9 protein-coding genes are annotated in these 11,866 nt (G+C 65.8%); all 9 read left to right on the top strand.

The annotated features are described in order from the left end of the window. The first annotated feature begins 27 nt into the window (after window positions 1-27). The 9 genes from mraY (at window position 28) to ftsZ (ending at window position 11,546) form a co-directional block, all read left to right on the top strand. On the top strand, window positions 28-1,206 hold the full coding sequence (gene mraY / locus DBR12_RS00425) for a phospho-N-acetylmuramoyl-pentapeptide-transferase (protein WP_108615444.1): 1,179 nt from the start codon (window positions 28-30) through the stop codon (window positions 1,204-1,206). Next, window positions 1,203-3,167 (top strand): UDP-N-acetylmuramoyl-L-alanine--D-glutamate ligase, encoded by a 1,965-nt coding sequence (murD, locus tag DBR12_RS00420; RefSeq protein ID WP_233244229.1) that lies wholly within the window; start codon window positions 1,203-1,205, stop codon window positions 3,165-3,167. Before mraY ends, murD begins: the two co-directional genes overlap by 4 nt. Continuing rightward, window positions 3,164-4,432, top strand: a complete 1,269-nt coding sequence (ftsW, locus tag DBR12_RS00415; protein ID WP_108615443.1) for a putative lipid II flippase FtsW — start codon at window positions 3,164-3,166, stop codon at window positions 4,430-4,432. The genes murD and ftsW overlap by 4 nt, the downstream gene beginning before the upstream one ends. Window positions 4,433-4,511: 79 nt before the next feature. Continuing rightward, on the top strand, window positions 4,512-5,582 hold the full coding sequence (gene murG / locus DBR12_RS00410) for an undecaprenyldiphospho-muramoylpentapeptide beta-N-acetylglucosaminyltransferase (protein ID WP_108615461.1): 1,071 nt from the start codon (window positions 4,512-4,514) through the stop codon (window positions 5,580-5,582). Beyond that, the gene (gene murC / locus DBR12_RS00405; protein WP_108615442.1) at window positions 5,579-7,012 is read left to right on the top strand and encodes a UDP-N-acetylmuramate--L-alanine ligase; all 1,434 of its coding nucleotides are present in this window, start codon (window positions 5,579-5,581) and stop codon (window positions 7,010-7,012) included. Before murG ends, murC begins: the two co-directional genes overlap by 4 nt. Continuing rightward, complete coding sequence (locus DBR12_RS00400; protein ID WP_108615441.1) at window positions 7,009-7,998, top strand: D-alanine--D-alanine ligase; 990 nt, start codon at window positions 7,009-7,011, stop codon at window positions 7,996-7,998. The genes murC and DBR12_RS00400 overlap by 4 nt, the downstream gene beginning before the upstream one ends. Continuing rightward, window positions 7,998-8,816 carry a cell division protein FtsQ/DivIB gene (locus DBR12_RS00395; RefSeq protein ID WP_108615440.1) on the top strand — a complete coding sequence of 273 codons (819 nt, stop codon included), beginning with the start codon at window positions 7,998-8,000 and terminating at the stop codon, window positions 8,814-8,816. Before DBR12_RS00400 ends, DBR12_RS00395 begins: the two co-directional genes overlap by 1 nt. A gap of 107 nt (window positions 8,817-8,923) precedes the next feature. After that, window positions 8,924-10,153, top strand: coding sequence for a cell division protein FtsA (gene ftsA / locus DBR12_RS00390; protein ID WP_063460085.1), 1,230 nt, complete (start codon window positions 8,924-8,926; stop codon window positions 10,151-10,153). A gap of 151 nt (window positions 10,154-10,304) precedes the next feature. After that, entirely contained in the window at window positions 10,305-11,546 is a 1,242-nt protein-coding gene (gene ftsZ, locus DBR12_RS00385; protein WP_108615439.1) for a cell division protein FtsZ, read from the top strand. Window positions 11,547-11,866: the final 320 nt, after the last annotated feature.

Raw genomic sequence — 11,866 nt, 5'->3', positions numbered from 1 at the left:
GGTGCCTGCCTTGGTCGGAGGTGCCCCATGCTGCTGATGCTGTCGCAATGGCTGCAGGGCTTGTCGCCCGAGTTCGGCTTTTTCCGCGTCTTCCAGTACCTCACCTTCCGTGCAGTGATGGCGGCCATGACGGCGCTGCTCATCGGCCTGGTGGCGGGGCCCAGGGTGATCCGCATCCTCACCTCACTCAAGATCGGCCAGCCGATCCGGGGCTACGCGATGCAGTCGCACCTGTCCAAGAGCGGCACGCCCACGATGGGTGGGGTGCTGATCCTGCTGTCGATCGCGATCTCGACCCTGCTGTGGTTTGACCTGTCCAATCGTTTCGTGTGGATCGTGCTCATCGTCACACTGGGTTTCGGCGCCATCGGCTGGGTGGATGACTGGCGCAAAGTCGTCAACAAGGACCCAGAGGGCATGCGCTCGCGCGAGAAGTACTTCTGGCAGTCCATCATCGGCCTGGTGGCCGCGCTGTATCTTGTGTTCAGCATTTCCGAAAGCTCCAACGCCAAGGTATGGGAGCTGTTCGTGGAGTGGGTACAGTCCGGCTTCTCTCTCGACCTACCTCCCAAGGCCGGGCTGCAGCTGCCGTTCTTCAAGGAGATCAGCTACCCGCTGGGTGTGCTGGGCTTCGTGGTCCTGACCTATCTGGTCATCGTGGGGTCGAGCAACGCCGTGAACCTGACCGACGGCCTGGACGGCCTGGCCATCATGCCCGTGGTGATGGTGGGCTCTGCCCTCGGCGTGTTCGCCTACGTCACCGGCAGCTCGGTGTACTCCAAATACCTGTTCTTCCCGCACATCCCCGGTTCGGGCGAGTTGCTGATCTTCTGCGCCGCCATGGCGGGTGCAGGCCTGGCCTTTCTGTGGTTTAACGCACACCCCGCACAGGTGTTCATGGGAGACGTGGGCGCGCTGGCCCTCGGCGGCGCGCTGGGCACCATCGCCGTCATCGTGCGGCAAGAGATCGTGCTGGCCATCATGGGCGGCATCTTCGTGGTCGAGGCCCTGTCGGTAATGCTGCAGGTGACCTGGTTCAAGTACACCAAGAAGCGCTACGGCGAAGGTCGCCGCCTGCTCAAGATGGCGCCCCTGCACCACCACTTTGAAAAGAGCGGCTGGAAGGAAACGCAGGTCGTCGTGCGCTTCTGGATCATCACCATGCTGCTGTGCCTGATTGGCCTGTCCACCCTGAAACTGCGATGAACCCGAGCGAACCTTCCACCCTCCCTGGCACCCCTGATGTGCCCGAGGCCATGCCGACCGAGGCGGGGCTGGGCGTGGGCGTGCCAGGTGATGTGAGTGCCGAGCCAGTCGCTGATGCGGATGTTGGTGTGGATACGGGCATGGGCCGGCAGGACGAAGCCGCGCCCGAGCTGACAGCGTTGGCAGATGCAGAGGTTCCACCGCCCGCTGCTGACATCCCCGCAGTGCCAGCTACCGGCACTCCCAGCGCTGCCTGGAACCCCGAGGCCGTGCCTGCCATCTCGGCCGCCAAGGCCGCCGCCGATTTTGTGGCGCAGATTTTTGCTGAGGTGGCTTCGCCCGAAGGGCCAGTCGCCGCCGAGCCCGACGTCGTGCAAGGCGCGGACGCGCAGGAAGAAACCTTGCCCGCAGCGCCCCTTGTCAGCGCTGTGGAGGCCATGGCCCAACTGCTGCAGGGCCAGAACATCCTCATCCTGGGCTTGGGCGCCTCGGGCATGGCCATGGCGCGCTGGTGTGTGCGCTGCGGGGCGCAGGTCACCGTGGCCGACACCCGCGCGGCCCCGCCACAACTGCCCGTGTTGCAGCAGGAGATGCCCCAGGTCCGCTTTGTGGCAGGCGCCTTCGATGCAAGCCTGGTGGTGGGGCAGAACCTGCACGCCGTCTATCGCTCGCCCGGGCTGAGTCCACAGCAGGTTGCTCCTGTTTTAGGAGCTGCTGAGGCAAGCGGGGTGCGCGCAGGGGGCGAATTAAGCTTGTACTCCGATGCGCTGGCGGCATTGCGCGCCTCGCATGCGTATGCGCCTGCGGTGCTGGCCATCACCGGCACCAACGGCAAGACAACCGTGACCTCGCTCACCGGGCAGCTGGTGGAGCGCGCCGGTAAAAGCGTGGCGGTGGCGGGCAACATCGGGCCCACGCTGCTGGACACGCTGGCCACGCACCTGGATGCCGATACGCTGCCCGAGGTGTGGGTGCTGGAGCTGTCGAGCTTCCAGCTCGACGGCGTCACCGGTTTCGAGCCCACGGCGGCCACGGTACTCAACATCACCCAGGACCACCTCGACTGGCACGGCAGCATCGAGGCCTATGCCTCCGCCAAGGCCCGCATCTTCGGCCAGACCGGGCTCATGGTGCTGAACCGCGAAGACAGCGCTGTGATGGGCATGCTGCCCCCGCCCGTCAAGGTCAAGCTACAAAAGTCCCAGGTGCGTGCTCACATCACCTTCGGTGCCGACATGCCCCGGCGCCCGGGCGACTTCGGCATCGAAGTGGTGAGTGGCATGCCCTGGCTGGTGCGCGCCATGGACGCCGACGAAACCCGCAAGCGCGGCCGCAATGAGGTGGAGGAAGAGCTGCACATCCAGCGGCTCATGCCCGCCGACGCTCTGCGCATCCGGGGGCGCCACAACGCCACCAACGCACTGGCTGCGCTGGCCCTGGCCTCGGCCACCGGCTGCCCGCTGGCGCCCATGCTGTACGGCCTGCGCGAGTACCGGGGCGAACCGCACCGGGTGGAGCCCGTGGCCATCATTCACGGGGTGGAGTACTTCGACGACAGCAAGGGCACCAACGTGGGCGCCACGGCGGCCGCCCTGGTCGGGCTGGGCGCCGAGCGCCGTCTGGTGGTCATCCTGGGCGGCGAGGGCAAAGGGCAGGACTTTGCGCCGCTGGCTGCGCCTGTGGCGCGGTATGCGCGCGCCGTGGTGCTGATGGGCCGCGACGCGCCGCTGATTCGCGCTGCGCTGCAGGACGCCGGCGTGGCGTTGCTGGACGCCCCCACGTTGCCCGAAGCCGTTGCACTGGCCACCCAGCGCGCCCACGCAGGCGACGCAGTGCTGATGTCACCCGCCTGCGCCAGCTTTGACATGTTCAAGGACTATGAGCACCGTGCGCAGGTTTTCTGCGACACCGTGCGCGCCATGGCTGACGATGCCGGGCAGTCGGCGGAGGGCATGGCATGACCGCACCCGCCAGCAACCTCTTGCAACGCCTGACCGGCTGGTTTGGTGGCCTGCCCGGCAAGGCGGCCGATGTGTTGCCCGTGCGCGTAGGCGGCACAGAATATCGCCAGTCTTCCAGCACCCCAGCGAGTGTGCTGGGCTTCGACCAGACCCTTCTGTGGGTGGTGGTGGCGCTGCTGTCCTGGGGGTTGGTGATGGTGTATTCGGCGTCGATTGCAATGCCTGACAACCCGCGTTTTGCCAACTACTCGCCCACCCACTTCCTCACGCGCCACATGATGTACCTGGTCGTAGGGTTTGTAGCGGCGCTGCTGGCCTTCCAGGTGCCCATGCTGCTGTGGGAGCGTGTGGCACCCTGGCTGTTTGTGGTGGCGCTGTTGCTCCTGGTGGCGGTGCTGATCCCCGGCGTGGGCAAGGTGGTCAATGGCGCGCGCCGCTGGCTATCCATCGGGCCCATCGGTTTCCAGCCCTCCGAGGTGGCCAAGTTCGCCGTGCTCGTCTACGCCGCCGACTACATGGTGCGCAAGATGGAGGTGAAGGAGCGCTTCTTCCGCGCCGTGCTGCCCATGGGCGCGGCCGTGGGCATCGTGGGCGTGCTGCTGCTCGCCGAGCCCGACATGGGCGCCTTCATGGTGGTGGCCGTGATCGCCATGGGCATTCTGTTTCTGGGCGGCGTCAATGCCCGCATGTTCTTCCTGATCGCGGGCGTGCTCGTGGGGGCCTTTGCGCTCATGATCGCCAGCTCGCCCTGGCGCCGCGAGCGCGTGTTTGCCTACCTCGACCCCTTTAGCGAACAGCACGCACTGGGCAAGGGCTACCAGCTGTCGCACTCGCTGATTGCCATCGGGCGGGGCGAGGTTTTTGGCGTGGGCCTGGGCGGCAGCGTGGAAAAGCTGCACTGGCTGCCCGAAGCCCACACCGACTTCCTGCTCGCCGTGATCGGCGAGGAATTTGGCCTGGTGGGCGTACTCACGCTCATCGTGCTGTTCTTCTGGATGATCCGCCGCATCATGCACATCGGTCGCCAGGCCATTGCGCTGGACCGCGTGTTCTCCGGCCTCGTCGCGCAGGGCGTGGCGATCTGGATCGGCTTTCAGGCCTTCATCAACATGGGCGTGAACCTGGGCGCCTTGCCCACCAAGGGGCTCACGCTGCCGCTGATGAGCTTTGGGGGGTCGGCGATCCTGATGAATCTGGTGGCTTTGGCGGTGGTTTTGCGCGTGGATTATGAAAACAAGCTTCTCATGCGCGGAGGCCGCGTATGAGAAGCTTTTTCACCAAAACAAGCTGCAGCAGCGCGCCAGCGCTGCCGAATGCGCAGCATTCGATGCGCGGAGGCCGCGTATGAGCGCGCAGAAAACTGCTCTCATCATGGCCGGCGGCACCGGCGGCCACATCTTTCCAGGCCTCGCGGTGGCCGAAGAGCTGCGCTCGCGTGGCTGGCGTGTGCACTGGCTGGGTGCGCCCGGCAGCATGGAGTCGCGCATCGTGCCCACGCACGGCTTCGCCCTCGAACTGATTGACTTCTCGGGCGTTCGCGGCAAAGGCGTCGTGACGCTGGCCCTGCTGCCGCTGCGACTGCTGCGTGCCTTCTGGCAAGCCCTGCAGGTCGTGCGCCGCGTCAAGCCCGATGTGGTGGTGGGCTTGGGTGGCTACATCACCTTCCCTGGCGGCATGATGGGCGTGCTGGCGGGCAAGCCCCTGGTGTTGCACGAGCAGAATTCGGTGGCAGGCATGGCCAACAAGGTGCTGGCCGGTGTGGCCGATCGGGTGTTCACCGCCTTCCCCAATGTGTTCAAGCAAGGCCAGTGGGTGGGTAACCCGCTGCGCACGGCTTTCACGCAGCAGCCCGGCCCGGCCGAGCGTTTTGCGGGCCGTACCGGCCCGCTGCGCCTGCTGGTGGTAGGGGGCAGCCTTGGCGCGCGTGCGCTCAACGAGATCGTGCCGCAGGCCGTGGCGCTGATGCCCGCCGACCAGCGTCCCCAGGTGATCCACCAGAGCGGCGCCACGCAGATCGACCAGCTCCGCGCCAACTACGCCGCCGCCGGGGTCGAGGCCGAATGCACGCCCTTTATCGATGACACAGCCAGCGCGTTTGCTGCGGCCGACATCATCGTCTGCCGTGCGGGCGCCAGCACCGTGACCGAAATTGCCGCCGTGGGGGCCGCATCCATTTTTGTGCCCTTCCCCTCGGCCGTGGACGACCACCAGACCACCAACGCGCAGTTCCTCGTGGATGCCGGGGGCGGTTGGCTGGTGCAGCAGCGCGACCTCACGCCCCAGGGTCTCGCGCAAATGCTATTGAATTTAGAGCGCTCCACCTTGGTGGATAGCGCGCAGAAGGCCAAAAAAATGCAAAAAATCAACGCCACCCGCGAAGTGGTGACTGCCTGCGAGGAGTTGGCCCAACCATGAAACACGCGATTCGCCACATCCACTTCGTCGGCCTGGGCGGCGCGGGCATGAGCGGCATTGCCGAGGTGCTGTTCAACCTGGGCTACCGCATCTCGGGCTCGGACCTGGCCGACAGCGCCACGTTGCGCCGCCTGGAGGGTCTGGGTATCAAGACCTGCCTGGGCCACGCGGCGGCGCACATCGATGGCGCGGATGCCGTGGTCACCTCCACGGCGGTGACGCCCGACAACCCTGAGGTGCTGGCTGCGCGCGAGAAGAAGATCCCCGTGGTGCCGCGCGCCCTCATGCTGGCCGAGCTGATGCGCCTGAAGCAGGGCATCGCCATTGCGGGCACACACGGCAAGACCACTACCACCAGCCTCGTGACCAGCGTGTTGGCCGAGGCCGGGCTGGACCCGACCTTTGTGATCGGCGGCAAGCTCAACAGCGCGGGCGCCAACGCCAAGCTGGGCAGCGGCGACTACATCGTGGTCGAGGCCGACGAGTCCGACGCGTCGTTCCTGAACCTGCTGCCCGTGATGGCCGTGGTGACCAACATCGACGCCGACCACATGGAGACCTACGGCCACGACTTTGGCCGGCTCAAGGGCGCGTTTGTCGACTTTCTGCACCGCATGCCGTTCTACGGCACGGCCATCTTGTGTGTGGACAGCCCCGCCGTGCGCGACATCCTGCAAAGCGTGACCTGCCCCATCACCAGCTATGGCTTCTCGGAAGACGCCCAGGTGCGGGCTATCAACGTGCGGGCTGAGGCCGGGCAGATGCGCTTTACGGTGCAGCGGCGCAACGGCGTCACGCTGCCCGATATGGAGATCGTGCTCAACCTCGCGGGCGAGCACAACGTGCTCAACGCGCTGTCGGCGATTGCCGTGGCGGTGGAGCTGAACATCCCCGACGAAGCCGTTCAGCGCGCGCTGGCGGGCTTCAAGGGCGTGGGCCGGCGCTTCCAGCGCTATGGCGACCTGCCCGCCAAGGACGGTGGCCAGTTCACCGTGATCGACGACTACGGCCACCACCCGGTGGAGATGGCCGCCACCCTGGCTGCCGCGCGCGGCGCGTTTCCGGGCCGCCGCCTGATGCTGGCGTTCCAGCCGCACCGCTACAGCCGCACGCGAGACTGTTTCGAGGATTTTGTGAAGGTCATCGGCAACGCCGACGCCGTGCTGCTCACCGAGGTGTACGCGGCGGGCGAGGCTCCGGTGGTGGCGGCCGATGGCCGATCGCTGGCGCGCGCACTGCGCGTGGCGGGCCGGGTGGAGCCCGTGTTCATCGACAACGTGGCCGACTTGCCCCAGGCCATCGCTGACAACGCCAAGGATGGCGATGTGGTGATGTGCATGGGCGCAGGCTCCATTGGGGCGGTGCCGGGCAAGGTGGTTGATATGCTACAAAATAATGAGCTTAAAGCGCTGAAGGGGAGCGCGGTATGACCTCTACTGATTCCAATATTGATGTGAAATCCCTGGGCAAGGTGGCCGTGCTCATGGGCGGTGACTCGGCCGAGCGCGAGGTTTCGCTCATGTCGGGCAGCGGCGTGCTGCAGGCATTGCGCTCGCGCGGCGTGGATGCGCATGCCTTCGACCCCGCGCAGAACGCGCTGGGTGACCTCAAGCGCGACGGTTATGCGCGCTGCTTCATCGCGCTGCATGGCCGACATGGCGAAGACGGCACAGTGCAGGGTGCGCTCGAACTGCTGGGCATCCCGTACACCGGCCCGGGCGTGATGGCATCCAGCATTGCTATGGACAAGGTCATGACCAAGCGTGTGTGGCTGGCCGAGGGCCTGCCAACGCCGCGCTACGTGTGGCTGGCGCCTGACCGCCAGCAGCGCGAAGTGGTACGCACCGTGCCCGACGAGCTGGGCCTGCCCCTCATCGTCAAGCCTCCGCGTGAAGGCTCCTCCATCGGCGTGACCAAGGTGCGTGGCTACTCGGACATGCAGGAGGCCGTGCAGCTCTCTGCCCAGTACGACCCTGACGTACTGTGCGAAGAGTTCATCGACGGCGAAGAAGTCACGTGCCCGGTGCTGGGCCATGGCGCCGATGCCCGTGCGCTGCCAGTGATCCGCATCGTGGCTCCCGATGGCGCTTACGACTACCAGAACAAGTACTTCACCGACGACGTGAAGTACCAGTGCCCGAGCGGCCTGCCCGAAGCCGAGGAACGCGAGATCCAGCGCATCGTGCTGGAGGCCTACCGCACCCTGGGCTGCCGGGGTTGGGGCCGTGCCGACCTGATGATCCGCGCCAGCGACCGCAAGCCCTTCTTGCTGGAGATGAACACCTCGCCGGGCATGACCGGGCATTCGCTGGTGCCCATGTCCGCGCGGGCTTCGGGCATCAGCTACGAAGAGCTCTGCCTGCGCATCCTGGCGAGCGCGGCACTGGACACGCCCGCCAGGCCAAAGGTTGCCTGATGACCCACACGTTGCCTGCACCCCTGGACGTCAAGCTCATGAACCTGACCGCGTCGGTCCTGTTCGTGGGTTGCGCCCTGGCTGTGTTGGCAGCAGGGGCGTGGTGGGTGCTTCGATACCCGGGCTTTGCGATTGCGCGCATCGTGGTTCAGGGCGAGCTGGTGCACAACAACGCGGTGACGCTGCGGGCCAATGTAGGGCCGCACTTGGTGGGTAACTTCTTCACGGTGGATCTGCGCGCTGCCCGCGAAGCCTTCGAGCAGGTGCCCTGGGTGCGCAGCGCCCAAGTGCGCCGCGTATACCCGGCCAGCCTGCGGGTGGAGTTGCAGGAGCATGACGCGGTGGCGTTCTGGGGGCCGGAATCCGGTTCTGCCATGGTCAACAGCCATGGTGAGGTATTCGAGGCCAACGTGGGCGATGTGGAGCAGGAAGGGCTGCCGCGCCTGATAGGTCCCAACGGCTCGTCCGCCGAGGCATTGCAAATGGTGGGGTTGTTGCAGCCCGTGTTCCGGCCGCTGGGGCTGGAAGTGGAAGAGCTGGAGCTGACCGGCCGGGGTGGCTGGCGCGCGCGGTTGGACAGTGATGCCGTGGTGGAGTTGGGCGGTGGAACCCCGGAAGAAGTGGTCCAGCGCACGCAGCGGTTTACGCGCACGCTGACCCAGGTGGCGGCGCAGTACGGGCGGCGTGTGGATGCGCTGGAGTCGGCTGATCTGCGCCACGCTGGCGGTTATGCGCTTCGGCTGCGGGGGGTCGCCACCGTGATCCCCGATGCCGCAGGGGCCGTGGCCGGCGCCACCGGCGGTGTGCGCAGGAGGTGATGTGATGCAGGGCAGCAGGACAACACAAGTTGCGGGGCAGGTCATGGGGTGGCTGAGCTCGCGATGGGATGGTCGGCGGGACAGAACAGAGAAGGGCAGAGGCTGATATGGCAAGAGAGTACAAAGACGTGGTGGTGGGGCTCGACATCGGCACGGCCAAGGTCATGGCCGTGGTGGCCGAAGTGCTGCCCGGTGGCGAGCTGAAACTGGCTGGCCTGGGCGTGGCGCCCAGCAACGGCCTCAAGCGCGGCGTGGTCGTCAACATCGACGCCACGGTGCAGAGCATCCAGCAGGCGCTGAAAGAAGCCGAGCTGATGGCCGACTGCAAGATCCAGCGCGTGTACACCGGCATCACTGGCAGCCACATTCGCGGCCTCAACTCCAGCGGCATGGTGGCCGTGAAGGACAAGGAAGTCACCTCGGCCGACGTGGCGCGCGTGGTCGAGACTGCCAAGGCCATCAACATCAGCAGCGACCAGCGTCTCTTGCTGGTGGAGCCGCAGGAATTCGTTATCGATGGGCAGGATGTGAAAGAGCCCATCGGCATGAGCGGTATCCGTCTCGAAGCCAAGATTCACATCGTGACCGGCGCGCAAAGTGCTGCCGAGAACATCATTAAGTGCGTGCGTCGCTGCGGCCTGGAGGTTGAGCAGCTCATGCTGAATCCGTTGGCCAGCAGCCAGGCTGTGCTGACGGACGATGAGCGCGAACTGGGTGTGGTGGTGGTGGACATCGGCGCGGGCACGACAGATGTGGCGATCTTTACCGGCGGCGCGATCCGCCACACGGCGGTGATCCCGATTGCGGGCGACTTGATCACCAGCGACATTGCGATGGCGCTGCGTACTCCAACGAAGGACGCTGAAGACATCAAGGTCGAAAGCGGCTACGCCAAGCAACTGCTGGCCGACCCCGAGGCGCAGGTGGAAGTGCCTGGCCTGGGCGACCGCAGCCCACGCATGCTCAGCAAGCAGGCGCTGGCCGGTGTGATCGAGCCGCGGGTTGAAGAAATCTTCTCGCTCGTGCAGCAGGTGGTGCGCGAGTCCGGCTATGAAGAAGTGCTGTCGTCGGGCATCGTGCTCACGGGCGGCAGCTCGGTGATGCCCGGCATGATCGAGCTGGGCGAGGACATCTTCCTCAAGCCCGTGCGGCGTGGCATTCCAAAGTATTCCAGTGCGCTGGCGGACATGGTGGCCCAGCCTCGCGCGGCCACTGTCATGGGACTCTTGGAAGAGGCCCGGCTGGCCCGGCTGCGCGGCTTCAAGGTGGCGCAGAAGAGCGGCTCCATGAAGACTGCGTTTGGCCGCTTCAAGGATTTCATCGTGGGGAATTTCTGACCATGAAGTACCCACTCTGGCTGGCGCGCGGCAGTCCCCATCAGACACCGCGAGAGCGATGGCGATGCACAGGACCGCCATGCACTACACCCATCAATACCCCATCTCCCATTTGGCATTTGCATACGAATTTAGAACCAGGAGCTCCAAGATGACCATCGAAATGATCGAAGCCGAAGAATTCAACCAGGGCACCCAGATCAAGGTGATCGGCGTGGGCGGCGGCGGCAGCAACGCCGTCGAGCACATGATTGCCCGCAGCGTGCAGGGTGTGGAGTTTGTCAGCGCCAACACCGATGCACAGGCGCTCACGCGCAGTTCGGCGCACCGCGTCATCCAGTTGGGCAATAGCGGTCTGGGCGCAGGCGGCAAGCCGGAGAAGGCTCGTGATGCGGCCGAGGCGGCGGTAGATGACATCCGTGAAGCCATTTCTGGCGCTCACATGCTGTTTATCACTGCCGGTATGGGCGGCGGCACTGGTACCGGCGCCGCGCCCGTGATCGCACGCGTGGCCAAGGAAATGGGCATCCTGACCGTGGGCGTGGTGACCAAGCCTTTCGACTGGGAAGGCGGCCGCCGCATGAAGAATGCCGACGACGGCCTGGCCGAACTGGAAGCCAACGTGGACTCGCTGATCGTGGTGCTCAACGAAAAGCTGCTCGACGTGCTGGGTGACGACATCACCCAGGACGAGGCCTTTGCGCACGCCAACGACGTGCTCAAGAACGCCGTGGGTGGTATCGCCGAAATCATCAATGAATACGGCCAGGTGAACGTGGACTTTGAAGACGTTCGCACCGTGATGGGTGAGCCCGGCAAGGCCATGATGGGCACGGCCACAGCCAGCGGCCCCGACCGCGCGCGCATTGCTGCCGAGCAGGCCATTGCCTGCCCGCTGCTCGAAGGCATCGACCTGTCGGGCGCCAAGGGCGTGCTGGTGCTGGTTACGGCCAGCAAGGGCAGTCTCAAGCTGTCCGAGTCGCGCCAGGCCATGAACACCATCAACGCCTATGCATCGACCGATGCTCATGTGATCTTTGGTGCTGCCTACGACGAAACCCTGGGCGACGAGATCCGCGTGACCGTGGTGGCCACAGGCCTGTCGCGCGCCAACGCTCGCCGCCAGCCTATCTCGGTGGTGCAGGGTGGGCTGCGCACGGGCACGGACAACATGGCCTACCCGATTCCGGTGGCAGGTGTGGGCACTCTGGGTGGTGCGGTGGGTGTGCAAGGTGGCCATGCAGGCAGCGCGCAGGCCGACTACGGCAGCATGTCGGTGCCCAGCGTGTGGCGCACCAACCGCACGCAGGCGGCAGCCCGCGTGGATGCTTTGTCTTCCGGCGGCATGGACGACCTGGAGATCCCGGCCTTCCTGCGCAAGCAAGCCGACTGATTGGTGGGCTGCGGCCCCGGTGCTCCCGGGGCTGAGCAAGCCTCCATCAAAAAACCCTGCCAGCGTGAGCTGGCAGGGTTTTTCTTTTGGCGGCGGGATGGATACGGTGGCTGGCTTCGTGGGTGCGAAGGTATCCGCGCGGAGAAGCCCCTGCTTCAGCCGTTCACTGTCAGACCTTCAAAAGGATTCCCAGTCGTCGTTGTTGTCTGCCGCAGGCTTGGGGCTGCTGGCCTTGGGCGGCAGGGCCGCTGCGGGTTTGGGCGCCGAGGCTGCGGGGCGTGCTGCCGGGGTTTTGGCCAGGGCCGGGCGGGGCGCGGCGG

Origin of the sequence: Acidovorax sp. HMWF029 (genome assembly GCF_003060895.1) — a bacterium.
GTDB lineage: Bacteria > Pseudomonadota > Gammaproteobacteria > Burkholderiales > Burkholderiaceae_C > Acidovorax.
This window is presented reverse-complemented; position numbering and strand designations above follow the sequence as displayed.

Bases quoted from the DNA above. Each gene is read 5' to 3' on its own strand.
- mraY (WP_108615444.1), top strand. From the start codon at position 28: ATGCTGCTGATGCTGTCGCAATGGCTGCAGGGCTTGTCGCCCGAGTTC.
- murD (WP_233244229.1), top strand. From the start codon at position 1,203: ATGAACCCGAGCGAACCTTCCACCCTCCCTGGCACCCCTGATGTGCCC.
- ftsW (WP_108615443.1), top strand. From the start codon at position 3,164: ATGACCGCACCCGCCAGCAACCTCTTGCAACGCCTGACCGGCTGGTTT.
- murG (WP_108615461.1), top strand. From the start codon at position 4,512: ATGAGCGCGCAGAAAACTGCTCTCATCATGGCCGGCGGCACCGGCGGC.
- murC (WP_108615442.1), top strand. From the start codon at position 5,579: ATGAAACACGCGATTCGCCACATCCACTTCGTCGGCCTGGGCGGCGCG.
- DBR12_RS00400 (WP_108615441.1), top strand. From the start codon at position 7,009: ATGACCTCTACTGATTCCAATATTGATGTGAAATCCCTGGGCAAGGTG.
- DBR12_RS00395 (WP_108615440.1), top strand. From the start codon at position 7,998: ATGACCCACACGTTGCCTGCACCCCTGGACGTCAAGCTCATGAACCTG.
- ftsA (WP_063460085.1), top strand. From the start codon at position 8,924: ATGGCAAGAGAGTACAAAGACGTGGTGGTGGGGCTCGACATCGGCACG.
- ftsZ (WP_108615439.1), top strand. From the start codon at position 10,305: ATGACCATCGAAATGATCGAAGCCGAAGAATTCAACCAGGGCACCCAG.